Origin of the sequence: Acinetobacter seifertii, assembly GCF_016064815.1 — a bacterium.
Taxonomy (GTDB): Bacteria; Pseudomonadota; Gammaproteobacteria; order Pseudomonadales; family Moraxellaceae; genus Acinetobacter; species Acinetobacter seifertii.
Window position 1 is genome coordinate 3,419,765 of sequence record NZ_CP065820.1, and the last position, 23,259, is coordinate 3,443,023.

General features: G+C 38.9%; 23 protein-coding genes and 1 pseudogene. 6 read left to right on the forward strand and 18 right to left on the reverse strand.

What is annotated here, in order from left to right; genetic code table 11:
- Positions 1-147: 147 nt before the first annotated feature.
- Positions 148-2,919: a DNA polymerase I gene (polA, locus tag I8T81_RS15775; protein WP_198071621.1), complete on the forward strand. Its 2,772-nt coding sequence runs from the start codon at positions 148-150 to the stop codon at positions 2,917-2,919.
- A 60-nt stretch (positions 2,920-2,979) separates the two neighbouring features.
- Here polA and I8T81_RS15780 read toward each other — a convergent pair whose 3' ends face one another.
- Genes I8T81_RS15780 through ppx form a run of 5 tightly spaced genes read right to left on the reverse strand, consistent with a single transcriptional unit; the run spans position 2,980 to position 8,079 of the window.
- Positions 2,980-3,549 carry a YggT family protein gene (locus I8T81_RS15780; protein ID WP_002054582.1) on the reverse strand — a complete coding sequence of 190 codons (570 nt, stop codon included), beginning with the start codon at positions 3,547-3,549 and terminating at the stop codon, positions 2,980-2,982.
- A 21-nt stretch (positions 3,550-3,570) separates the two neighbouring features.
- Positions 3,571-4,407 carry a pyrroline-5-carboxylate reductase gene (proC, locus tag I8T81_RS15785; RefSeq protein WP_077169012.1) on the reverse strand — a complete coding sequence of 279 codons (837 nt, stop codon included), beginning with the start codon at positions 4,405-4,407 and terminating at the stop codon, positions 3,571-3,573.
- Positions 4,382-5,662: a tRNA lysidine(34) synthetase TilS gene (gene tilS, locus I8T81_RS15790; protein ID WP_244937309.1), complete on the reverse strand. Its 1,281-nt coding sequence runs from the start codon at positions 5,660-5,662 to the stop codon at positions 4,382-4,384. Before tilS ends, proC begins: the two co-directional genes overlap by 26 nt.
- Before the next feature lie 56 nt (positions 5,663-5,718).
- On the reverse strand, positions 5,719-6,540 hold the full coding sequence (locus tag I8T81_RS15795; protein WP_004698563.1) for an acetyl-CoA carboxylase carboxyltransferase subunit alpha: 822 nt from the start codon (positions 6,538-6,540) through the stop codon (positions 5,719-5,721).
- Between the two features lie 18 nt (positions 6,541-6,558).
- Positions 6,559-8,079 (reverse strand): exopolyphosphatase, encoded by a 1,521-nt coding sequence (ppx, locus tag I8T81_RS15800; RefSeq protein WP_004698565.1) that lies wholly within the window; start codon positions 8,077-8,079, stop codon positions 6,559-6,561.
- A gap of 279 nt (positions 8,080-8,358) precedes the next feature.
- Between ppx and trxA the strand changes: the two genes are divergently transcribed.
- Positions 8,359-8,685, forward strand: coding sequence for a thioredoxin (trxA, locus tag I8T81_RS15805; RefSeq protein WP_002054512.1), 327 nt, complete (start codon positions 8,359-8,361; stop codon positions 8,683-8,685).
- A 320-nt stretch (positions 8,686-9,005) separates the two neighbouring features.
- Positions 9,006-10,274 (forward strand): transcription termination factor Rho, encoded by a 1,269-nt coding sequence (rho, locus tag I8T81_RS15810; protein ID WP_001054522.1) that lies wholly within the window; start codon positions 9,006-9,008, stop codon positions 10,272-10,274.
- A 186-nt stretch (positions 10,275-10,460) separates the two neighbouring features.
- Here the strand turns inward: rho and I8T81_RS15815 are convergent, their stop codons facing one another.
- A complete protein-coding gene (locus I8T81_RS15815) occupies positions 10,461-10,595 on the reverse strand; it encodes a hypothetical protein (RefSeq protein WP_077162702.1) in 135 nt (44 codons plus the stop codon).
- A gap of 93 nt (positions 10,596-10,688) precedes the next feature.
- Here I8T81_RS15815 and I8T81_RS15820 point away from each other — a divergent pair, with 93 nt between their 5' ends.
- Positions 10,689-10,952, forward strand: coding sequence for a hypothetical protein (locus I8T81_RS15820; RefSeq protein ID WP_004698569.1), 264 nt, complete (start codon positions 10,689-10,691; stop codon positions 10,950-10,952).
- Between the two features lie 166 nt (positions 10,953-11,118).
- On the opposite strand, the gene I8T81_RS15825 is transcribed toward I8T81_RS15820, so the two are convergent.
- From I8T81_RS15825 to pheS, 3 genes are read right to left on the reverse strand one after another with little or no spacing between them, the layout of a single operon-like run.
- Positions 11,119-11,415 (reverse strand): integration host factor subunit alpha, encoded by a 297-nt coding sequence (locus I8T81_RS15825; RefSeq protein ID WP_000126166.1) that lies wholly within the window; start codon positions 11,413-11,415, stop codon positions 11,119-11,121.
- Positions 11,412-13,793, reverse strand: coding sequence for a phenylalanine--tRNA ligase subunit beta (gene pheT / locus I8T81_RS15830; protein WP_198071623.1), 2,382 nt, complete (start codon positions 13,791-13,793; stop codon positions 11,412-11,414). The genes I8T81_RS15825 and pheT overlap by 4 nt, the downstream gene beginning before the upstream one ends.
- Before the next feature lie 32 nt (positions 13,794-13,825).
- Positions 13,826-14,806, reverse strand: coding sequence for a phenylalanine--tRNA ligase subunit alpha (gene pheS / locus I8T81_RS15835; protein WP_002054514.1), 981 nt, complete (start codon positions 14,804-14,806; stop codon positions 13,826-13,828).
- A gap of 157 nt (positions 14,807-14,963) precedes the next feature.
- Between pheS and I8T81_RS15840 the strand changes: the two genes are divergently transcribed.
- Entirely contained in the window at positions 14,964-15,965 is a 1,002-nt protein-coding gene (locus tag I8T81_RS15840; protein WP_198071624.1) for a hypothetical protein, read from the forward strand.
- A 6-nt stretch (positions 15,966-15,971) separates the two neighbouring features.
- Here the strand turns inward: I8T81_RS15840 and I8T81_RS15845 are convergent, their stop codons facing one another.
- The 5 genes and pseudogenes from I8T81_RS15845 to I8T81_RS18970 form a co-directional block, all read right to left on the reverse strand.
- Positions 15,972-16,475 carry a GNAT family N-acetyltransferase gene (locus tag I8T81_RS15845; RefSeq protein ID WP_198071625.1) on the reverse strand — a complete coding sequence of 168 codons (504 nt, stop codon included), beginning with the start codon at positions 16,473-16,475 and terminating at the stop codon, positions 15,972-15,974.
- Between the two features lie 58 nt (positions 16,476-16,533).
- Entirely contained in the window at positions 16,534-17,091 is a 558-nt protein-coding gene (locus tag I8T81_RS15850; protein WP_198072783.1) for an NADAR family protein, read from the reverse strand.
- A 91-nt stretch (positions 17,092-17,182) separates the two neighbouring features.
- Positions 17,183-17,542: a 50S ribosomal protein L20 gene (rplT, locus tag I8T81_RS15855; protein WP_000124858.1), complete on the reverse strand. Its 360-nt coding sequence runs from the start codon at positions 17,540-17,542 to the stop codon at positions 17,183-17,185.
- An 11-nt stretch (positions 17,543-17,553) separates the two neighbouring features.
- On the reverse strand, positions 17,554-17,748 hold the full coding sequence (gene rpmI, locus I8T81_RS15860) for a 50S ribosomal protein L35 (protein ID WP_002054552.1): 195 nt from the start codon (positions 17,746-17,748) through the stop codon (positions 17,554-17,556).
- Between the two features lie 11 nt (positions 17,749-17,759).
- A pseudogene (locus tag I8T81_RS18970) lies at positions 17,760-17,858 on the reverse strand (hypothetical protein); the annotation flags it as partial.
- Positions 17,859-17,996: 138 nt separating this feature from the next.
- Here I8T81_RS18970 and nreB point away from each other — a divergent pair.
- A complete protein-coding gene (gene nreB / locus I8T81_RS15865; RefSeq protein ID WP_198071626.1) occupies positions 17,997-19,247 on the forward strand; it encodes a nickel resistance MFS transporter NreB in 1,251 nt (416 codons plus the stop codon).
- 40 nt (positions 19,248-19,287) lie between these two features.
- Here the strand turns inward: nreB and I8T81_RS15870 are convergent, their stop codons facing one another.
- The 4 genes from I8T81_RS15870 to thrS all read right to left on the reverse strand — a co-directional run bounded on the left by I8T81_RS15870 (position 19,288) and on the right by thrS (position 23,073).
- Positions 19,288-19,716: a YqaA family protein gene (locus I8T81_RS15870; RefSeq protein WP_033846493.1), complete on the reverse strand. Its 429-nt coding sequence runs from the start codon at positions 19,714-19,716 to the stop codon at positions 19,288-19,290.
- A 51-nt stretch (positions 19,717-19,767) separates the two neighbouring features.
- Complete coding sequence (locus I8T81_RS15875; protein WP_004698586.1) at positions 19,768-20,388, reverse strand: glutathione S-transferase N-terminal domain-containing protein; 621 nt, start codon at positions 20,386-20,388, stop codon at positions 19,768-19,770.
- A gap of 205 nt (positions 20,389-20,593) precedes the next feature.
- Positions 20,594-21,145, reverse strand: a complete 552-nt coding sequence (gene infC / locus I8T81_RS15880) for a translation initiation factor IF-3 (protein WP_077162708.1) — start codon at positions 21,143-21,145, stop codon at positions 20,594-20,596.
- A 5-nt stretch (positions 21,146-21,150) separates the two neighbouring features.
- Positions 21,151-23,073 carry a threonine--tRNA ligase gene (gene thrS, locus I8T81_RS15885; protein WP_198071627.1) on the reverse strand — a complete coding sequence of 641 codons (1,923 nt, stop codon included), beginning with the start codon at positions 23,071-23,073 and terminating at the stop codon, positions 21,151-21,153.
- Positions 23,074-23,259 lie beyond the last annotated feature (186 nt).

Here is a 23,259-nt window from a genome sequence, read left to right on the forward strand (position 1 = left end):
GCAATATAACAGCTTCATTACATGTCATATTACTTCAAGCCAATACAAGCGTATATTTATTCATACAAAATACTGCAAAAATCATAATCCTGCATTCATAGCCATTTTCACGTAAAATACCCCTAATTCAAATTAAGGAATTGTTCAATGCCACCATTTGTCTTGGTTGATGGGTCCTATTTTTTATTTCGTGCATATCATGCATTACCACCATTGACGACCTCTACAGGGTTACATACCAATGCAATACGTGGGGCAATTTCTGCCATTCAAAAATTAATGCGCCGTATGCAGCCAACACATATGGCTGTCATTTTTGATACGCCTGAGCCAACTTTCCGTCATAAGCTTTCACCTATTTATAAAGGTGATCGCCCAACCATGCCTGAAGAGTTATCTCAACAGATTCCATATTTGCATGCATTGATTAAAGCTCAAGGGATTCCTTTATATAGCCTTCCGGGTGCTGAAGCTGATGACATTATCGGTACACTTGCTAAACGTGCCGTACTCGAGGGCCATCATGTCCTTATCTCAACTGGAGATAAAGACATGGCTCAGCTCGTCAATGACCATGTAAAATTAGAAGATAGCTTTAAAGACCGTGTAATGGACACCGACGGCGTATTTGAGAAGTTTGGTGTTTGGCCAAATCAGATTATCGACTACTTGACTCTAATGGGCGATGCATCTGACGGTATTATGGGCGTGCCTGGCGTGGGAGCAAAAACAGCAGCTAAGTTACTGACCGAATATGGCACTTTAGATAATATCATTGCTAATGTAGAACAGCTTAAAGGCAAACTGAGCCAAAATATTAAAGACAATTTAGATAACATTAAGCTTGATCATCAATTGGCAAGTATTGTTTGCGATCTTCCTTTAGAACTCGACTGGCATGAGTTAAAGCTTACTGATCCAAACGTAGAGGCTTTGCGTAATCTATACACTGAGCTTGAGTTTAGAAACCAATTACAATCGCTTGATCATCCAAACAACCCCAATAGTTCAAGCTACAAACAGCAAGCTTCACAGACAGTGGTTCAAAATGAAGTTAAACCTGCTGAAACGATAGAAACCGAAGATCACGCCAGCTTAACTAGTCAAGATGACCAGCTTGGAACTGCAAATTATCATACTGTTTTAACTCAAGAAGCTTGGGATCAACTCTGGCAACGCATGCAAAATGCCGATCATTTTGCTATTGATACAGAGACCACAAGTCTTGATTACCGTATTGCAGAAATGGTCGGTTTTTCAATCGCCTTTGATGCACAAGATGCCTACTATGTGCCTTTAGCACATAACTATGAAAATGCACCACAACAACTGAATCGTGAACAAATTCTGGCTCAAATTAAGCCTGTGCTAGAAAATGAAGCAGTTAAAAAAATTGGTCATCACCTTAAATACGACGCCCATATTTTTGCAAACCACGGTATAGAGCTTAAAGGCTGGTATTTCGATAGCATGCTGGCATCTTATGTACTAAATGCAGCAGCAACTCGTCATGGCATGGATGATGTAGCTCGTGTCTACTTAAGTCACTTAACCACGACTTTTGAACAAATTGCTGGTAAAGGTGCTAAACAGAAGACTTTTAATCAAATTGAGATTGAAGTTGCTGCTCATTATGCAGCCGAAGATGCACATGTGACCTATCGTTTATATGAAGTCCTTTCAAATAAACTTAAAGCACACCCTGAATTAGAAAATATTTTATACAACATCGAAATGCCAGTTGCCCGAATTTTGTCAGGCATGGAAGAAGATGGTATTCGACTAGATCATGCATTCTTAGACAAGTTAAGTGTTGAATTTGCAAAAACGATGGAAGGGCTTGAAAATCAGGCTATGGAAATTGCGGATGAAACTTTTAATATTGCTTCACCTAAACAAGTCGGCGAAATCCTATTTGATAAATTAGGAATTAAAGGCGGTAAAAAAACTGCAACTGGGCAATACAGCACTAGTGAAAGTGTTTTAGAAAAAATTGAACATCCTTTAGCGGAAATTATTCTAGAACATCGTGGTTTGGCAAAGCTAAAAAGTACCTATACGGACCGTCTAGTAGAGCAATCTCATAACGACACGCATCGCGTACATACGAGTTATCATCAAGCACTCACAGCGACAGGCCGTCTCTCCTCTTCTGATCCTAACTTACAGAATATTCCAATTCGTAGACAAATTAGCCGTCAAATTCGTAAAGCATTCATTGCACCAGAAGGGCGAGTTTTACTAGCAGCCGATTACTCGCAAATTGAACTTCGTTTAATGGCTCATTTTTCTCAAGATGAAGCATTGGTACACGCGTTCCAACATGGTCAAGACGTTCACCGTCGTACGGCAGCAGAAGTATTGGGTATTGCAATTGAAGATGTGACCAATGACCAACGCCGCCAAGCGAAAGCAGTTAACTTTGGTCTACTGTATGGTATGTCTGAGTTTGGCTTAATTCGTCAATTAGGCTTCACACGTCAAGAATCGCAAAATTATATTAAGCAATATTTCCAACGCTATCCTGGCATCTATGAATATATGCAACGTACCCGCCAAGTAGCATCAGAGCAAGGCTTTGTTGAAACTATTTTAGGTCGTCGTCTTTATACACCTGATATTGATGCACGAAATGTAATGGTGCGTAAGGCTGCCGAACGTGCCGCGATCAATGCCCCTTTGCAAGGTAGTGCGGCTGATATTATTAAACTTGCAATGATTGAAGTTGATAAAATCTTGCCAAAAGATCAAGCCAAATTACTACTTCAAGTACACGATGAATTAGTATTTGAAGCTAATCAAAATATTGCTGAGGAACTTTCAAAACAAATCGCAAAAGTCATGGAATCTGTTGTAGAAATTTCCGTACCGTTAGTGGTTGAAGTTGGGCAAGGACAAAACTGGGATGACGCACACTAAGTCATCAATAAACCAATAAAAAAAGGGCTGTGAAATACAGCCCTTTTTTATCATCTCAACTTAAAGTCCAGTTAAAAGAACTTTAGCGACTTCATTCATTAAGATCTCGGCAATATACAGTGCCAAGAATGCCAAAATTGGAGACAAATCAATCATTCCCATATTAGGCAACAAACGACGGAATGGTGCCAGTAATGGTTCAGCTAAATCTTGAATCACCTCAATATAAGGTGAACGCGATTGAGTGAACATAACCACCCAACTCAAAATTATTGTCGCAAAAATCAAATAACGGCAGAAACGAATCAAATCTTGAATCATGGTCACAAATGTCAAAATCACTAAATGAATCGGACTATTTGGCATTGAGCCAGAAAGATACATTACACCGAAAATTTTCAGTAAATATAAAATAATTAAAAGAACTAACGCGGCTAAATTGAATCGACCTTTTGCGACCGTTGGAAAAATTCGGCCAAAAATATCAACAATTTTCGTCGCTTTTACTGTCGATAAAACCACAGGATTATAAGGACTTACTGCCGCCAATTGCATTAAAAAACGGAAAAAGACCAATAAAATCGCGACATTAATTAAAATTCCAAAAATTAGCGCAGAATTTGCACCCATAGTTGTCTTATCCTATTTAAGCTATTTTGCACTGTCACTCAGTTCTTGAGCCAACTCTTGACTACGCTTCTGTGCAGCAGCCAATGCAGATTGAATATTTTGGGAGATTTGTGCACGGTCAAAAACTTCAAGTGCAGCTTGTGTCGTACCATTTGGTGATGTCACATTCTTACGAAGTTCAGATGGAGTATTTGAACTCGTAATTGCCATTTGAGCTGCACCTAATGCCGTTTGAAGAGTTAAAGCAGTGGCAACTTTTTCATCAAGTCCTAAATTTTTACCAGCACGGATCATACTTTCCATGAGATAGAAAAAATATGCAGGACCTGAACCAGAAACCGCTGTTACCGCATCAATTTGAGCTTCGGAGTTTACCCAAATTGTTAAGCCTGTGGCTGCTAAAATTTGACTCGTTAATTCACGATCCGCAGAGCCCACCACATCATTTGCATAGATACCATGCGCACCAGTTTGAACGAGGGCTGGCGTATTTGGCATAACGCGAACAATTCGGTTGCTATCAATTAAGTTTGATATCGTTTGAATTTCAGCACCAGCAATAATTGATATAACCAATTTATCTGATAAAAGTCCTTTTAGAGGACGCAAAACAGTTGCCAAAACTTGTGGTTTTACTGCCAATACAACGACATCCGCATTTTTAATTGCAGCCACATTATCTTGTGTTACATGAACTTCTTTTTCTTGTAATAAATGGCGGATTTGTTCAACTGGATCTGAAACGGTAATACGTGTTGGCGGTAAACCTCTTGAAATCAGGCCACCAATCAACGCTTGGGCCATATTACCACCACCAATAAAACAGATATTACTATTTACTGCACTTGTCATAACCATATTCGCCATTTACCAGATCACAAGAATGAGAAATTAAATCTGGTTGCCATCCTCCTTGCTCACAATACGGAGACTGAGCCAACCAAAATCCTTTCGGTGTAAAAACCCCAAGCATAACATTATCTATGACTAATATTTGAATTGTATGACGAAGCCAAGGCAAAATATGTGCTTCTTGAATTGCTTTTTTTAAGGGCCATTGCCCAACACGACCGTATAAATGGACTTTTTCTCCACCTTGGCGTCGAATTATTGACAATTTTTTATTTAATAAAGATGGTGCCAAACCAATATTTTTTTGTGTAATCTGAAAATGCCCTGAAGCGTAATGCACTATTTCCCCCATTTGGAAATGATGCTTCGACTCTACTTCAACTGGATTTAATTTTTCAGCAAGAAACTCTTGCTTACTTAATCTATAAAGGTAATTTTGATAACGGACATAGTAAAACTGATTCCAGTGCAAAGCGGCTTGCGCATCAGACTTTGAATTAATTACTTCACTCTTTAACCGCTCAACCATTTCAAATGCAGGCCGATATTGTCCATCACCTTTCATCCAAACAGAAAGTAATTGACGCTGACGTGCAGATGTCAACTCTAGTAATTTAGTTAAATCTAAACACTCAGCCGTGCCACAATGCTCTAAATCAACTTTTAAAACTTCTTCTAAAATTTCAGAAGCGTCTTGCATCAGGTAACTGGTTCGGCTTAAAGCCTGCTGCATTTTTGGAAATCGGTTTTTTAAGAATGGCCAAAGCTCTTCACGTGACCATGCCCGATCATAATGAATATCATAATTTGTAGGATCATTTACATACTCAATTTCAAGTTGAGCGGTCCAAGCAGCAATTTGTTCACGAGTTAAATCTAAAAAAGGACGCCAAATCGCCATATCTACACGATAATCAATAGACTGCATAGCAGCAAGTCCATCAACACCAGCTCCCGACAACAATCTTAATATAACTGTTTCGGCTTGATCTTGTTGATGGTGTGCAAGCACTAAAATTTCATTAGGTTGTAAATGCTGTAGATAAGCTTGATAACGTGCCTGACGTGCTTGAGCTTCCAAATTACCATCAGTAACTTGGACTTTTTGAATAATATAAGGGATATTTAAACTTATTGCTTGATTGGCAACTAGTTTCGACCATTCTGCACTTTGTTCTTGCAGTTGATGATCAATGTGAATTACTCGGATATTTTGAGGGAAAATTTGAGACATCAAATGTAGCAGCAGCATTGAATCCATGCCGCCACTACATCCAATAAGAAAAGAGCTATTCTCTGAAAACTCTTGAGACTGCTTTAAGACGCTATGCCTAAATTTTCGCTGCCAAACTTCATTAAACGTTGATAACGTGCTTCGCATCGTTCATTTGCATCCATTGGTAGCAATTCATCTAAAGCTTGCTTCAAAACTACTTTTAGATTTTGCATAACACGCTCAGGGTCTAAATGAGCCCCTTCGCCTTCATCTACTACATATTCAACAATACCTAAAGATTGCAGCTTATCTGCTGTCAAACCTAAAGCTTCACTTGCTTGAGCAGCTTTTTCAGCAGTCTTCCACAAAATAGATGCACAGCCTTCTGGTGAAATAACAGAATAAATACTATGAGATAGCATAATTACTCGGTCAGCAACACCAATACCTAAAGCACCACCAGAACCGCCTTCACCGAGTACTGTTGCAACTACAGGAACTTTCAAACTTGAAAGTTGAGCAAGACTCGTTGCAATTGCTTCAGCTTGTCCACGCTCTTCAGCACCAACACCTGGGTAAGCGCCCATAGTATCAATAAATGTAAAGACTGGAAGATTAAAACGCTCAGCCATATCTAATAAACGCTGAGATTTACGGTAACCTTCTGGGTTCGCCATACCAAAGTTGTGCTTTAATTTTTCACGGGTACTACGACCACGGTGTTGTCCAATGACCATCACAGGTTGACCGTCAAAACGAGCAAGACCACCTACCATCGCACCATCGTCACCAAACAAACGATCACCATGCAAGGCATCAAACTCTGTAAAGATTTCACCGACATAATCTAGAAATTGCGGACGATCAGGATGACGTGCAATTTGAACCGTTGTCCACGCTTTGGACTGAGTAGCTTTTTTCATAGGTCGAATATTATCCCTTTAATCGATAAATTTTTCCGACTGAATATTCAATTCAATGTCCCAATGCTTAAACTGCTCTTGCTCATCATGCAAGTCGGCAACTAACAATGGCCATTGTTTGGCATCACCAGAAACACTAAGCTGCCATTGTTGATCATTTATGATGGTTAATTCAATGGCAGGAAGCATCTGATCACTGCGACTATGATTGAGTAAAACTGCAAGGCGAAGTAATAAACTTAAGTAAAGTAATTTATTACCGCCAGCCTTCAAAACTTCATTTTTTACATCATTACGTAATTTACGTCGATGGTGAGCAACTAAATGTGAAAGATGATTTTGATCAATTTGTGAGAAACCAGGAATATCAGAATGCTGTAATAAATAAGCACCATGACGATGATATCCACCGTGACTAATTGCTAAACCAATTTCATGCAAATAGGCTGCTCTACGTAGTAAGTCACTGTCTTCACTAGTTAAATTAAGTGATTTTGCAACACCATCAAATAAATGTTGGGCTGTATTTACGACACGTTCTGCTTGTTTAGGATCGGCATTATAGCGCCCCATTAAGGCCTGTACACTACGATCACGAATATCTTCATGCTTAAAACGACCTAACAGGTCATACATGACCCCTTCACGTAATGCACCATCAGAATATGCCAAACGTTCAATTTCTAAAACTTCGAAAACTGCGTACAAAATTGCCAATCCGGCTGGCAAAACTGCTCGTCGATCTTCTCGTAAACCTTCAAAATCAATTTCAGAAATATTTTTGAACTTAAGTAGTTTATCTTTGAGTTTATATAGGCCTTCTCGAGTGACATTTTCTTGCTCGTCACTTAACCCCATATTCACCATAATTTGACGGCAAGCTTTAATCGTTCCACTTGAGCCAACAACAGTATCCCAACCTTCCATCTTATAAGTCGTTGCGATTGCCGAAAGTTCTTTACGGGCAGCAACTACAGCTTTATCAAAGGCTTTTTGTGTGATTTCGCCATCAGCGAAATAAGCTTTTGTATACGCCACACATCCCATTTGTAATGATTCGGTATAAATTGGCTCAAACTCTTCGCCAATAATAAACTCGGTAGATCCCCCACCAATATCTACAACTAAACGACGTCCACCATTAGCCATCGTGTGAGATACACCAAGATAAATCAAACGAGCTTCTTCACGACCCGCAATAATTTCAATAGGTTTAGGTAAAATTTCGGCCGCTTTTTGAATAAACTCATGACCATTTTTAGCCTGACGCAAAGCGTTCGTTGCCACAATTCTTAAACGATTGGGTTGAACCGAACTTAAACGTCCAACGAAACGAGCTAAACATGCTAATCCACGTTGTTGCGCTGCTTCTGTTAGGTTTTTATTTTCATCCAGACCAGCTGCAAGCTGTACTTTCTCTGACATTGAAGCCACTTTTTTAACTTCACCGTGATCTACCCGTGCAATCGCAAGGTGAAAACTGTTCGACCCCATATCTATGGCAGCAAGTAATTCTTCATCAATCAGAAAGTCAGACATTATTGAACTAAACCCATAACAATTCACGCCTAGAGTAATTCACAAGAATGCAATTGAAAAGCCATTTTCATCAACATTTATTAGCCATCGATATTTTTCTATTTGTTAAACGATTGTACAAGCCGATGATGAATATCGTGAGCATCCATTAGACAAATTTAGTTAAGCCTTGAATAATAGCATCAAACCCTTACATTGAACTAAGTAGCTATGTAATACTGATAGAGATTATATCCTCACACAGTGATAGCACTTTTTTCTAAAAATTGGAGCCGTACCATGTCTGCGACTATTGTAAATACAACTGATGATAACTTCCAAGCAGATGTTCTTGATGCTGAAACACCTGTACTTGTTGACTTCTGGGCAGGTTGGTGTGCGCCTTGTAAAGCCATTGCACCTGTTCTTGAAGATTTATCAAGTGAATATGCTGGTAAAGTAAAAATCGTTAAAGTTGACGTGACTTCTTGTGAAGATACTGCAGTAAAATACAATATCCGTAATATTCCTGCTCTATTACTTTTCAAAAATGGTGAAGTAGTAGCTCAACAAATCGGTGCTGTACCTCGTTCTAAACTCGTTAGCTTTATTGACGAAAACGTTTAAAACGAAACGTTATAGATAAAAATACGCTATACCTATATAGCGTATTTTTTTCGGCTATAAATTGACAAATTAGCTGATCTCACTTATATTGCATGCTCAAGAGGCACTGAAGGGAATCGTCTTCTGTCCGGCTTCTTACAAGACACAAACATAAAGATCGCCACTCGGCAACAGAAATTGTTTTTTCACATTTCTCTTCGAAACAGTTAATCAGACTTCTGAATTGTTATTGTGTAAATACAATTGCGATACTCTTTTTTGTATGCGAGCGATTTTTCTTCTTTTAAACCACACTCTACTCTTTCCTAATTCTGACCCTTATGAATTTAACTGAACTCAAGAAAAAACCAATCGGCGAACTAATTAAAATTGCTGAATTTATGGGCCTTGAAGGTATGGCTCGTAACCGAAAGCAAGATATTATCTTTGCCATCTTGAAACGCCATGCAATGAATGGCGAAGAAATTTTTGGTGACGGCGTTCTTGAAATTCTCTCTGATGGTTTTGGTTTTTTGCGCTCTGCCGCAGGTTCGTATTTAGCAGGTCCGGATGATATTTATGTGAGTCCTTCACAAATCCGACGCTTTAACTTGCGTACAGGTGATACCATCACAGGTACTATTCGCCCTCCAAAAGAAGGTGAGCGTTATTTTGCATTGCTCAAAGTTAATCAAATTAACTATGACACGCCAGAAAATTCTCGAAATAAAATTTTATTTGAAAACTTAACTCCTCTTTTCCCAACCGAACAATTGGTTATGGAACTAGGTAATGGTACGACAGAAGACTTAACTGCTCGTGTTGTCGACTTAGTTGCCCCAATTGGTAAAGGTCAACGTTCAATTATTGTTGCACCGCCAAAAGCGGGTAAAACAATGTTACTTCAAAACATTGCGCAATCTATTGTTAGAAACAATCCGGAAGTATTCCTTATTGTTCTACTTATTGATGAGCGTCCAGAAGAAGTAACTGAAATGGAGCGTACTGTACGCGGTGAAGTTGTTGCCTCAACATTTGATGAAGCACCTGCTCGTCACGTACAAGTTGCAGAAATGGTGATTGAAAAAGCAAAACGTCTTGTTGAACATAAAAAAGATGTTGTGATTTTGCTTGACTCTATTACACGTTTAGCTCGTGCATACAACACTGTAATTCCTTCATCTGGCAAGGTACTAACAGGTGGTGTAGATGCTCACGCATTAGAACGTCCTAAACGTTTCTTTGGTGCTGCCCGTAACATCGAAGAAGGTGGTTCTTTAACGATCATTTCTACTGCGCTTATTGAAACTGGCAGTAAAATGGACGATGTAATTTACGAAGAATTCAAAGGTACTGGTAACCAAGAAATTACACTTGATCGCCGTATTGCTGAAAAGCGTGTCTTCCCTGCCATGAATATCAAAAAGTCTGGCACACGTCGCGAAGAACGTTTAATGGATGAAGATAAATTACGTAAAGTCTGGATTCTCCGCAAACTTCTTCACCCTATGGATGAGTTGGCTGCTATGGAATTCTTACTTGATCGTATGAAAGAAACCAAAACAAATGATGATTTCTTTGATCAAATGAAACGTAAAGCTTCAACTTAATCAATTTTACTATCATTGAGAAAAGCTACTCTATTGAGTAGCTTTTTTATTTGGTTGACAAGCTTTACACAAAAATACATTTTGTTGTTTTCTATGTAAGAATATATTTAAGTTTTTGAAAACAAATGTTTTTAGTGTAAAAAAATTAGGTTTTTTAGTAGCTTACTTATACCTTTTCCAATATGTTTAATCTAATTGATTGTTTTTTTCTGTTAAAAAACAGCCTGTTTTTTCGTTTTTTCTACGCTTTTTTGACAGGTGACAGTAGTATTTCAACATTCGCAGTGATAGCATAGCGGCAGACCAGTTAGACTGCTCCATGCGTTGTTACCTAGCTACGTTTAGGAATAATAAAAGCAAAACAGCCTAACTTAGGTTTTTTTAATCTCAAATTTTTTTTGTGAGAGTGATGCCATGTTATTCAAAAAATTCGCTGTTGCTGCTGCTGTTGCCGCTACTTTAGCTTTCGTTGGTTGTTCTAAGAAAGAAGAAGCTCCAGCTGCTGCTGCTGCATCTGAAGCTGTAGCTGCTGCTTCTGAAGCTACTGCTGCTGCTTCTGAAGCTGCTGTTGCTGTTGACGCTGCTGCTTCTGAAACTGCTGCTGCTTCTGACGCTGCTGCTTCTGCTTCTGACGCTGCTGCTGCTGCTACTGACGCTGCTGCTTCTGCTGCACACTAATCTATACTCTAGATTAGATAAAAAAGAGGACTTTATGTCCTCTTTTTTTATGCTTAAATTTTATAATTTAAACAATAGCTACGTTATATATTATTTAAATAATATTTATCACCTATAAAATATACTTTATTCCAAACCATTAAAAATTATAAATAAAAAAAGCAGATCAATCGATCTGCTCATTTCCAACACGTTGTCTAAATTTCTGACCTGCTCTAAAGGTCACTACTCGGCGAGCAGAAATTGGAATTTCTTCGCCTGTTTTAGGATTGCGTCCTGGACGCTCGCGTTTATCTCTAAGTTCGAAATTACCAAAACCAGAAAGCTTAACCTGCTCACCCGCAATCAGCGCTTGGCTAATTTCGTCAAAGAACAACTCGACCATTTGTTTTGCTTCACGGCGATTTAAGCTGGTTAACTCACTTAAATGATCAGCCATGTCTGCTTTAGTTAGTGCTGTCATGAGGCCCTCAATGTCGCTTGATAAGTGTTTTCCAACACTTGGATTATATTGTCCATACCAGATTTAATTTCAGCATCTTCAAGCGTACGTGAAGGATGTTGCCATAGTAGTGCAAACGCTAATGAGCGTTTACCTTCTTCGACACCCTGCCCCGTATACACATCGAATAACCAAGTAGAGTCTAAAAGCTCCCCACCAGTTTTTTCGATTAACTGCTGAATATCTCTAACATTTATATTATCAGAGATTAAAAGCGCAATATCACGTCTAACCGAAGGAAAACGTGATAATTCTGTAAAATTAGATACATAAGATTGCAAAACTGCTGCCTGATCAAGCTCAGCAACCCAAGTTGTGCTCAAATCGAGCTCATTTTCTAAAGATGGGTGCAAACGACCTAGGTAACCAATTGATTTACCATCAACTAAAATTTCAGCTGATTGTCCCGGATGTAACCAAGCACGCTCTGAGCGTACATATTCAACTTTGACACGCCCAGCAGCTAAAACTTCTTCTACTTCACCTTTGAAGTCGAAGAAATCCATTGGCTGTGGCTTAGCATGCCATGATTCTGGTTCACGAGAACCTACAGCAATTAAAGCTAATGTCGGGATTTGCTTTAAGTCTTGAATAGACGTAGCATCTTGATAATCAAAACGCAAACCAAGCTCAAAGAAACGCACACGGCTTTGCTGACGATTTAAATTATATTGTACACAAGGAATTAAGCTAGAAAGCAAAGTGCTACGCATTGCTGCCAAATCACTTGAGATTGGATTTGCAAGCATTAATGGATTTACTTGTGGGTTCAATTGCTTTTCAAGTTTTGCATCAGCAAAGCTAAAACTAATTGCTTCTTGGTAGCCCAAAGTAACTACTGTTTGGCGTAACTGTGCAATTTCAAAACGATCTTGGTACTTAGCAAGCTGAACATCCATGCTTGGTAGACTAATTTGGATATTGTCATACCCATCAATACGTGCAACTTCCTCAATCAAATCTTGATAAATTGCTATATCGTAACGATGTGATGGAGGAACAACGCTCCACTCACCTTCAGCTTTAACAGTTACGCTACACCTTAGTCGAGTTAAAGCATCTGTAATAAAATCAGCAGCAACTTGATATCCCAATAATTGGTCTACTTGAGCTTGCTTAAGTTCAATAGCTTCACGTTTTGGAAGTAAATCCGTTTTTTCAGCTACAGTGATAGGACCAAACTCACCACCCGCTAATTCTTTAATGAGCTGAGAAGCACGATTCATCGCAAGTAATGGCAATTCAAAATCTACACCGCGTTCATAACGTTGCGAAGAATCTGTATGTAAACCAAAACGGCGAGCACGCCCAGCAATCGCAAGTGGAGCGAAGAATGCGCTCTCCAAGAAGATATCAGCTGTATCATCAGTTACACTTGATGCTAGACCGCCCATAATACCAGCGATTGCTAAAGCTTTCTGGTCATCCGCAATCACCATTATATCTTCTTGTAATTCAACTTCTTGATCATTCAAAAGTTGTAACGTTTCTTGTGGCTTAGCTTGGCGAACGTGCACAGTTCCTTCAATTTTAGCTAAATCAAAAGCATGCATTGGCTGACCCAATTCCATGAGAACATAGTTCGTTACATCAACCAGAATGCTGTGAGTACGAATTCCTGAACGTGCTAAAGCTTGTTCCATCCACTCTGGGGTCGCAGCTTTTATATTTACGTTTTTAACTACACGTCCTAAGTAGCGTGGAGCACCATCCGTGCTGATCACTACTTTTTTCTCATCAGTGATTGTCGCATCAACTGACTTGATTTCAGGTTCATTCATTTGCAGTTGGTTAATTACCGCAATCTCACGTGCGATGCCACGGATACTAAAACAGTCACCACGGTTTGGTGTAATACTGATATCAATGACGTTATCATCAAGTTTCAAATATTCACGAATGTTTACCCCTACTGGAGCATCGGCAGGTAGCTCAAGTAAACCATCGATTTTATCTTCAAGGTCAATTTCAGAAGCACCGCACAGCATACCTTGTGACTCAACGCCACGAAGCTTACCTTTTTTGATTTTAAAATCACCTGGTAATACTGCACCAATAGTTGCTACAGGTGCTTTCATTCCAACACGAACGTTAGGAGCACCACATACAATTTGCAGCGGTTCACCTGAACCAATATTCACTGTTGTGACTCGTAGACGGTCTGCATCTGGATGTTGTTCAACTGTTAGAACTTCACCAACCACAACCCCAGTAAATGGCTTAGCAACAGGCGCTAGTTCATCTACCTCAAGACCAAGCATAGTCAACTGATCAGATAATGTATCACTATCAATGGCTGGGTTAACCCATGTGCGTAACCAATTTTCGCTAATCTTCATCTTTATAAACCTTATTTAATCCTGAAAAAATGTTAGGCAAATTGGCGTAAGAAACGCACATCATTTTGATAGAACATACGTAAGTCATTGATGCCATAACGCAACATTGCAAAACGCTCTACCCCTAAACCAAAAGCAAAGCCTTTGTATTTATCAGGATCAATACCCGCAGCACGCAATACATTTGGATGTACCATGCCACAGCCTAATACTTCTAACCAACGTCCACGCTCATCCATGATATCCACTTCTGCACTAGGCTCTGTAAATGGGAAATATGATGGGCGGAAACGTACTTTTAAATCTTTCTCAAAAAATTCATTCAGTAGGTTAATTAATAAACCTTTCAATTCAGCAAAGCTGGTGTTCTCAGCAACGTACAAGCCTTCGATTTGATGGAACATTGGCGAATGCGTTTGGTCTGAGTCACAGCGATATACACGGCCCGGACATACAATACGAATTGGCGGCTGGCTTGTTTCCATAGTACGAATTTGCACACCAGAAGTATGCGTACGCAACAAATGGTTTGCATCGAAATAGAAAGTATCGTGCATGGCACGTGCAGGGTGATGCCCAGGAATATTTAATGCTTCAAAGTTATGATAGTCATCTTCAACTTCCGGTCCTGTTGCAACTGTAAAACCAGCTTTAGTAAAGAACTGGCAAATACGTTCTTGTACTTGAGTAACAGGATGAACTGTACCAATGCGCTGTCCACGACCTGGTAAAGTAATATCAATGGTCTCATTTGCTAGTTTTTGCGCTAGCGCAGCTTGTTGTAATGCCGTTTGACGCTCAGTTAAAGCGCTATTAATTGTTTCTCGAACAGCATGAATCGCAGCACCTTGTACTTTACGTTCTTCAGGGTCCATTTTCCCTAATGCTTTCGATTGTTCTGCAAGCTGGCTTTTTTTCCCTGTAAATTGCACACGCACCTGATCAAGTGCAACAAGGTCTTGAGCTGCTGCAATGGCAGCAAGCGCTTCTGTGGTCAGGGCTTCCAGTGACATATTAACTCTCAAAGCAACAAATTTAAAAATATAATAAAACACTGCATTCTAACAGTTTTTCACCGTATTGATGAAGTTTATCCATCATGAAAAATGTATTAGGCAACAAAAAGATAAAACGTATAAAATAATACTATCGTCAATGAGATCAATTATTATGGCGCTCAATCAGATTTGGAAACAACAACTTACACTTGTGACCTACGGTAATGAATACCTTCGCCAGAATTCAAGCTTCAACCAATGGCGACAACATCATATTTTTGACCAACATAGTTTTCAGTTTCGTGACTTAATTTCACAGCATTTACTTGCTCAACATTTCCAAGTTTGGCTAGAAGCACTCAAAAAACAGGGAACAACCCAAATCTCTCTTCACTTATCAACCATCTTAAATGAAGAGCAGAATCCAAATAATAATGTAGAACTTTTACCTTATAACCATTTTATTGTGAGCCATCAAAACAATAAAAAAATCGCATGGATTTTTGGCCATGAGCTTGCCGAATGGTATAGCAGCGATAACGAGTTTGAACCACCTTTAAATCAGCGTAGTGATTTACGCTTAGAAACTTTTTGGCGTTTTGAACTGAACGAAAAATTATCTAAGAAAGTTGATGCTGACTTAAAAGCACCTCAATGGGATGAAATTGCTGACTTTATGGAAACTGAGTTATTTCGAAGTAAGTATGCAGCAGGTTTTGAAGAACCTAAATTTGAGAAAAAATATTTTGATGGGTCAACACATCAAATTTCGGTAGATCATCAACCGACTCTTGCTCTTATTCCTGAAAACTACCCAGCTGATTGTGCACATCAACTCCTCTACCGCACTCAGGCTTTATCAGATTATTTAGAGCAGAAGAAACGCACCGCAAATGATCCTTTAGGGGAAGACTTAGACCAAGAACAAATTATTAACTTAAGAAATTTTACCCACAAAACTGACGACCTATTTGCAAAGCTGATTGTGAAAGCAGCAAATCACTATCAAACAGCTCAATTAAAGCCTGTTGAGAAACCCTCTCCTTTTGATGCAACGAATGAGTCCGCAACTCATTTAAAAGCACCTCATCATAAAGCTGGTGGAACAGGTGTAATCAAGCTTATTGTTCTAACCATCATTATTTGTGCCTTAGCTTATTATTTTGGTCTTTAATCAAGATTAAAGTTCCCATTGATAAAGTAATTCTGTTATTCCGAGGCCGAACTCTGGTAGTTCGGCCTCATCAATTAACTTTGCTCCCATTTTTTCATAGAAGAAGCGACTCGGATTTTTATTAAAAACCTCTAAACGAATAAAAGCACAACCTTGATTTAAAGCGCATTGATAGAACTTTTGAAATAACTCACGGCCTATGCCTTGCTTTTGAACTTCTATTAAAAGATAAAAAGCAAGAATTTCAGCAACATTATTTTCTGGATTTAAATAACCATCGAGAAAGCCTTTTACTACTCCATTTTCTGTATAGATAAATAACTTATGATCAGGACTTCTGCTTATCTCTTTCCACAACTGTTCTTTATCTAGTACGTTAAGCTCATCTAATATTTCTTGTTTAACCATACCGGCATAGGTTTCCTTCCAACCTTGCACATGTACTTCTGCAATAGATAATGCATCCTTAAATGATGCTATACGAATATCTGTGTCATTTAATGGTTTCAATTCACTCCCCTCACGTCACTACTTTTTAGAATGAAGTATTGATTAGTCTCACACGTACCTACTCAGTTAAAAACTGCTCTCGAACATGCATTAAAGCAAATCCCAACAAATTTAGACCTTGCCATAGGGATGGATCTTGGATATGTGAATGGTCTTGGGCCATACCAATACCCCAAATTTTATCGACAGGAGATGCTTCAACCAAAATACGGTCTTTCGTTGCCAATAAGAATTTTTTCAATTCAGGATGCTGTGAAAATTTAGCAAAATTCGCCTGCACCACGATGTCAAAACGATTTTCTTGCCATATCTGTTCGTCATAATTACGCACTTTACGGCCGAGTTGCTTCGCTTCATTCGGATGTTTAACCTGCAAAATTCGTGCAAAAATTTCTTCATCATTAAATAATTTTGCTTTTTGCGCCATCATATAGTGCTCAGCAGTAAAGTACTCAACACCTTCTACCTTAAATTGCGCTGGGAACCACTGGCTAAAACAGCTTTTATCAACAAGATCAGCTTGTTTAGGAGTATGTCCCCAGAAATATAAGTATTTATACTGATGACCTTGCTGCACTTTTTGAATTAAATCATTTAGAAATTTTTCGTCTTTCATCATTTATCTCTGATTATTTTCTCTTTTTAAAATAGAACTGCTAAAAATAAAAAAGACCGCTAAAAAGCGGTCTTTCTTTGAATCTCTAAGCTTATGCAGCTAATGCGCCTTTAGCTTTTTCAGCTAAAGCAGCAAATGCTACTGCATCATGCATAGCGATGTCAGCTAATACGCGACGGTCGATGATCACTTGAGCTTTTTTCAAGCCATCGATCATACGGCTGTAAGACAAACCGTTTTGACGAGCACCAGCATTGATACGCGCAATCCATAGAGCACGGAATTGACGTTTCTTTTGACGGCGGTCACGGTAAGCGTATTGACCAGCTTTGATTACCGCTTGGAACGCTACGCGGTAAACGCGTGAACGAGCACCATAGTAACCTTTAGCGCGAGCAAGAATTTTTTTGTGACGACGATGAGCCACTACACCACGTTTTACACGAGCCATTTATAATCTCCTTAGATGTATGGGCACATACGACGAACTGAATTCATGTCAGAAACATGAACCATTACACAGCCGCGTAATTGACGGATACGTTTAGCAGATTTTTTGGTCAAGATGTGGCGCTTGAACGCTTGTTTACGCTTAAAACCGTTTGCAGTCGCTTTGAAGCGTTTAGCTGCACCACGGCGAGTTTTTAACTTAGCCATAGTAACCTCTTTTAGGCACCTGTTCGGCGCGATCGCACCATTGCAAAATCGACCTGCAGGTAAGGAAGCGCGTATTTTATAGCATGCTGACTAAAATTAAAACTACTCTTAGCATTTTTTTGGATTACCAACTTAACAAACTAAAAAATTCATATCATTTTTTAGAAGGTAGTCATTGCTAATAAATTCAGCATCGTGGCTTATTTCACTCTATAATATGTTCAAATTATCAACATACGATATTTCAAATGCAGAAACATGATGCATTCGCTGCACTGCGCTATAGAGATTTCTCTATTGTTACCATTAATCAATTTTGCTTAACGTTAGCAATTTTGATTCAAGAAATTATTGTTGCTTATTCACTTTATCAAATTACCAAAGACCCTCTAACTTTAGGCTTAATTGGATTAGCAGAAGCCATTCCATTTATTGCCCTATCGCTTTGGGGTGGCTATTTTGCTGATAAATTTAATAAACAGGTCATTATGAAAATCTGTTTATTTTTCTCAGTGCCTCTACCTTTAGTTTTGTGGTTGCTGTTTCATTTGCATGGTTTAGGTCATATCAGTGTAAATTTCCTTTCTTGGGGTATTTATGCAGTGATTTTTGGCTTAGGTACCATACGTGGGTTTTACAATCCCTCTGCCACATCATTGAAACCATTCTTAATTCCACGCGAGCTTTATGCCAATGGCGCAACATGGACAACGATTGGTTGGCAAAGTGGCGTGATTATTGGGCCTATGCTAGGTGGGTTTATGCTTGCTTACTTAGGTAGAGAAACCAGTCTTTTTAGTGTTGCAGCCCTACTCAGCATCTGTTTTATTCTCATTAATTTATTACAAAAACGAAGCTTTCCTAAAATTGAAACGTCCAATGTATTAGAAAGCTTAGGTGATGGTTTCCGCTTTATATGGAAAACCAAAATAGTTCTCTGGGCTATTTCTCTAGACCTTGCCTCTGTTTTATTTGGAGGTGTGATTGCCCTATTGCCTATCTTTGCAGAAGATATTTTAAAAGTGGGACCAGAAGGCTTAGGTTATTTACGTGCAGCCCCATCTATTGGTGCCCTCATTACCATGATTGCTTTGACTCGTTTTCCTCCAACTCAACACGCATGGCGTAACATGCTACTCGCAGTTGCTGGGTTTGGTATATTTACGATTCTTTTCGCTTTCTCAAACAATATGTGGTTATCCCTATTTGCACTGGCGATGACAGGTGCTTGTGACAGTATTTCAGTTGTTGTTAGACAGACCATTTTGCAAATTTTCCCGCCAGAAAATATGCGTGGTCGTGTTGCGGCGGTAAATGGAATGTTCGTTTCATCTAGTAATGAATTGGGTGCATTTGAATCAGGCCTAGCAGCTAAATATTTGGGAACGATTGCCGCGACTATTTTTGGTGGTTGTATGACACTTGCAGTGGTCACGTTCTGTTGGTTAAAAACAAACGACCTATTTAAAGTCGACATTACCAAAAGCTCAGAAGACTAATTCAATCCTTTTAATAAAAGCATCTTCGGATGCTTTTACTTTAAATAAAGTCTGTAATTACCCAATAAATGAAAATATAACGCCCAGCCTTAGCAATAAGAACCATAAATAAAAAGCGCCAAAAATTTTCTTTGAATAAGCCAGCAACCAAAGTAATAGGGTCACCAATCACAGGTGTCCAACTTAAAAGCAGCGAATAAAAGCCATACTTATGATAAAAACGTTGAGCTTGTTCTAAACGTTTTTCAGAAACTGGGAACCATTTTTTATGTTTAAACTGTTCTATTTTTAAACCTAACCACCAGTTCACACATGAACCAAGTACATTTCCGAAAGTAGCAATCGAAATTAGAAGAAAAGCGGACTGTTGATTTTTTAATAATAAAGCAGCGAGTACAGCTTCTGATTGTAGCGGTAATAATGTAGCAGCCCCAAAAGCACTCAAAAAAAGTAAAAAGTAACTTAGCATTCTAATTAAACCAAACTACCTTTCACTTTATTTATTACCTATCAACTAAAATTAGATGACTTTAATTGATAATGCTTTTTGTACCGCAGGACGTGCTGTCAAGCGAACAATGTATTCTTGTACATATGGGTAGTCCTCTAATTGAATACCCTGCCATTCATAGCGCAAAATCCAAGGTAAAATTGCCATATCCGCAATTGAGTATTCGCCTGCAACAAACTTTTGCCCTATAAGCTGTTTGTTTAATACACTATATAGGCGTTTAGTTTCATTCAAATAACGTTCTATGGCGTAAGGAATTTTCTCTGGTGCAAAACGGTTAAAATGATGATTTTGTCCTAACATCGGGCCTAAACCACCCATTTGCCACATGAGCCATTGTTCTACTTCAACTCGCTCTTGCTCGTCAGTTGGATAGAACAAGCCAGTTTTTCGACCTAAATATTGTAAGATTGCGCCTGATTCAAATACTGAAATTGGCTCACCACGTGGACCATCCTGATCAACAATTGCAGGAATTTTATTATTTGGAGAGATTCTTAGGAAGTCGGGTTGAAATTGATCATTTTCTAAAATATTAATTGGATAAAGAGTGTAATCCAGTCCCATTTCTTCTAAGGCAATTGTGATTTTATGTCCATTGGGTGTGCCCCAATAATATAGATCAATCATTCTATTTTCCTATTCATCGTTATCATGACTGCGTCTTGCGTTATATCATGTTTTGGGTAATACAATAATATTTCCAACACCAAAAAACACATAAAATTTGAGAATAACTTTGGTTCAAAAAGTTATTAAATCGCACTTTAAAGGAACTAAACCACAAAATGACAAGCAAAAAAAAGCACTGCTTTTGCAGTGCTTTTTTTGAGTATTACTTTTTCTTTTTAGGTCCAAGTAACATACCCATTTGTCGACCTTCCATTTTCGGAGCTTGCTCTACAACCCCAAACTCAGCTACATCTGCTTCAATTTTTTGTAATTGAGCTAAACCAAGTTGTTGGTGAGCCATTTCACGACCACGGAAACGTAAGGTGATTTTGACTTTGTTGCCTTCTTCAAGGAACTTCAAAATAGCACGAAGCTTAACTTGATAATCACCTACATCAGTTGCTGGGCGTAGTTTGATTTCCTTCACTTGCACTTGATGCTGTTTTTTCTTGGCATCTTTTTGCTTCTGTTTCAGGTCAAACAAGTGCTTGTTGTAATCCATGATTTTACAAACAGGCGGCTCAGCGTTTGCGACAATCTCAACAAGGTCAAGATCTGCATCCTCAGCAGCACGCAGTGCTTCATTTAATGAAACAATTCCTTTTTGCTCACCATCAGCAGCGACGAGGCGTACTTCTTTTGCACGGATCTCATCGTTAATTGCTGGACGGTTACTCTTTGCACCTTGTTGTTGGTTACGGTCAGGCTGTTTAATCTTTCTTACTCCACAATATACCGGCCACGTTCGGCGACGGCAGATTTCACTAAGTCAATGAAAGCATCCACTGACATAGTACCTAAATTTTTTCCTGAGCGAGTACGTACATTCACTGTACCTTCTTCAACTTCTCGATCACCAAGAACTAACAGGTAAGGAATGCGCTCTAGAGTACGCTCACGAATCTTAAATCCGATTTTTTCATTTCTCAAGTCAGAAATAGCGCGAAGGCCATTTTCCTTGAGTTTTGCCACAACTTGCTCACTTGCTTCAGCTTGAGCATCGGTAATGTTCATGACACATGCTTGTACAGGTGATAACCAAGGCGGCATAAAACCAGCGTAGTGTTCAATTAGTATACCAATAAAACGCTCAAAACTACCAAGAATTGCACGGTGCAACATTACAGGCTGATCACGTTCGTTTTCTTCAGTTACATAAGAAGCGTCTAAACGAACTGGCAAGTTGAAGTCACACTGAATGGTACCACATTGCCATACACGACCAAGACAGTCTTTTAAAGAGAACTCAATCTTTGGACCATAGAATGCGCCTTCACCCGGCTGCAACTCCCATTTAAGACCAGCTTCATCTAAAGCATCTGCTAAAGATTTTTCAGCTAAATCCCAAAGTGCATCATCACCTACACGCTTTTCCGGACGAGTAGACAACTTCATTTGAACTTCTTCAAAGCCAAAGTCTTTATAAACATCTAAAGTGAGTTTAATAAAGTCTGCAACCTCTTTTCCGATCTGTTCTTTAGTACAGAAGATATGTGCATCATCTTGGGTAAAGCCACGAACACGCATAATACCGTGTAAAGAACCAGATGGTTCATTACGGTGACAAGAACCAAACTCAGCTAAACGAATTGGTAAATCACGGTAAGATTTTAATCCTTGGTTGAACACTTGAACGTGACAAGGACAGTTCATTGGTTTTACAGCATAGTTACGACTTTCTGAATGAGTCGTAAACATGTTTTCTGCATAGTTTGCTGCATGGCCAGATTTCTCCCAAAGCGTAAAGTCTACGATTTGTGGAGTTTTAATTTCTTGGTAACCATTGTCTTGCTGAACTTTACGCATGTACTGCTCTAGTACTTGATAAATAGTCCAACCATTTGCATGCCAGAACACCATACCCGGTGCTTCTTCTTGCATATGGAACAAGTCTAACGCTTTACCAATTTTACGATGGTCACGCTTTTCAGCTTCTTCAATACGCTTGATATAAGCTGCTAACTGTTTTTTATCAGCCCAAGCAGTACCATAAATACGTTGAAGCTGTTCATTCTTTGCATCACCACGCCAGTAGGCGCCAGAGATTTTTGTAAGCTTGAATGATTTTAAAAATTTAGTATTTGGTACGTGTGGACCACGACACATATCTAAATAATCTTGATGGTAGTACAAGCCCATTTGTGTTTCTTCAGGCATGTCTGCAATCAAGCGTAATTTATATTCTTCACCGCGTGCAGTAAATTCAGCAATGACTTCATCACGTGGTGTCATTTTTTTAACAACATCGTAATCTTGGTCGATGAGCTTTTTCATACGCTCTTCGATCGCTGCCATGTCATCTAATGTGAAAGGACGTGGCATCCAGATATCGTAATAAAAACCTTCTTCGATGACTGGACCAATCACCATTTTAGCTTCAGGGAAAAGCTGCTTTACAGCATGCCCTACAAGGTGTGCACAAGAATGGCGAATGATCTCAAGACCTTCTTCATCTTTTGGAGTGATAATTTGTAAGGTCGAGTCTTCGGTAATTAAGTCACATGCATCAACTAGGCGATCATTTACTCGTCCAGCAACGGTGTTTTTTGCTAAACCAGGCCCAATACTTTGAGCGATTTCCATAACAGATACAGGGTGATCAAAACTTTTTTGATCGCCATTTGGCAATGTGATAATTGGCATAAAAAAATCCTTAAGGAGTGATGCCCTATACGAAGGAGCATTTCACCGCGAGATTATGATCGAGGCGAACCTCAAAATATAAAAACGGTGTAAATCAAAATTAAAAACCAGAAAGATTTTACACTTGTTCACGCCAAGTGAAAACCTTTGTGCTCATAAAATCATAAATAGATGTTGGTTATACGG

Bases quoted from the DNA above. Each gene is read 5' to 3' on its own strand.
- I8T81_RS15820 (WP_004698569.1), top strand. From the start codon at position 10,689: ATGTTATTCAAAAAATTCGCTGTTGCTGCTGCTGTTGCCGCTACTTTA.
- tilS (WP_244937309.1), bottom strand. From the start codon at position 5,662: ATGGATTCAATGCTGCTGCTACATTTGATGTCTCAAATTTTCCCTCAA.
- rplT (WP_000124858.1), bottom strand. From the start codon at position 17,542: ATGGCTCGTGTAAAACGTGGTGTAGTGGCTCATCGTCGTCACAAAAAA.
- proC (WP_077169012.1), bottom strand. From the start codon at position 4,407: ATGGTTATGACAAGTGCAGTAAATAGTAATATCTGTTTTATTGGTGGT.
- I8T81_RS15795 (WP_004698563.1), bottom strand. From the start codon at position 6,540: ATGAAAAAAGCTACTCAGTCCAAAGCGTGGACAACGGTTCAAATTGCA.
- rpmI (WP_002054552.1), bottom strand. From the start codon at position 17,748: ATGGCTAAGTTAAAAACTCGCCGTGGTGCAGCTAAACGCTTCAAAGCG.
- I8T81_RS15840 (WP_198071624.1), top strand. From the start codon at position 14,964: ATGGCGCTCAATCAGATTTGGAAACAACAACTTACACTTGTGACCTAC.
- pheT (WP_198071623.1), bottom strand. From the start codon at position 13,793: ATGAAGATTAGCGAAAATTGGTTACGCACATGGGTTAACCCAGCCATT.
- nreB (WP_198071626.1), top strand. From the start codon at position 17,997: ATGCAGAAACATGATGCATTCGCTGCACTGCGCTATAGAGATTTCTCT.
- rho (WP_001054522.1), top strand. From the start codon at position 9,006: ATGAATTTAACTGAACTCAAGAAAAAACCAATCGGCGAACTAATTAAA.
- trxA (WP_002054512.1), top strand. From the start codon at position 8,359: ATGTCTGCGACTATTGTAAATACAACTGATGATAACTTCCAAGCAGAT.
- I8T81_RS15875 (WP_004698586.1), bottom strand. From the start codon at position 20,388: ATGATTGATCTATATTATTGGGGCACACCCAATGGACATAAAATCACA.
- I8T81_RS15780 (WP_002054582.1), bottom strand. From the start codon at position 3,549: ATGGGTGCAAATTCTGCGCTAATTTTTGGAATTTTAATTAATGTCGCG.
- thrS (WP_198071627.1), bottom strand. From the start codon at position 23,073: ATGCCAATTATCACATTGCCAAATGGCGATCAAAAAAGTTTTGATCAC.
- ppx (WP_004698565.1), bottom strand. From the start codon at position 8,079: ATGTCTGACTTTCTGATTGATGAAGAATTACTTGCTGCCATAGATATG.
- I8T81_RS15825 (WP_000126166.1), bottom strand. From the start codon at position 11,415: ATGACAGCACTAACTAAAGCAGACATGGCTGATCATTTAAGTGAGTTA.
- pheS (WP_002054514.1), bottom strand. From the start codon at position 14,806: ATGTCACTGGAAGCCCTGACCACAGAAGCGCTTGCTGCCATTGCAGCA.
- I8T81_RS15815 (WP_077162702.1), bottom strand. From the start codon at position 10,595: ATGGAGCAGTCTAACTGGTCTGCCGCTATGCTATCACTGCGAATGTTG.
- polA (WP_198071621.1), top strand. From the start codon at position 148: ATGCCACCATTTGTCTTGGTTGATGGGTCCTATTTTTTATTTCGTGCA.
- I8T81_RS15850 (WP_198072783.1), bottom strand. From the start codon at position 17,091: ATGAAAGACGAAAAATTTCTAAATGATTTAATTCAAAAAGTGCAGCAA.
- I8T81_RS15870 (WP_033846493.1), bottom strand. From the start codon at position 19,716: ATGCTAAGTTACTTTTTACTTTTTTTGAGTGCTTTTGGGGCTGCTACA.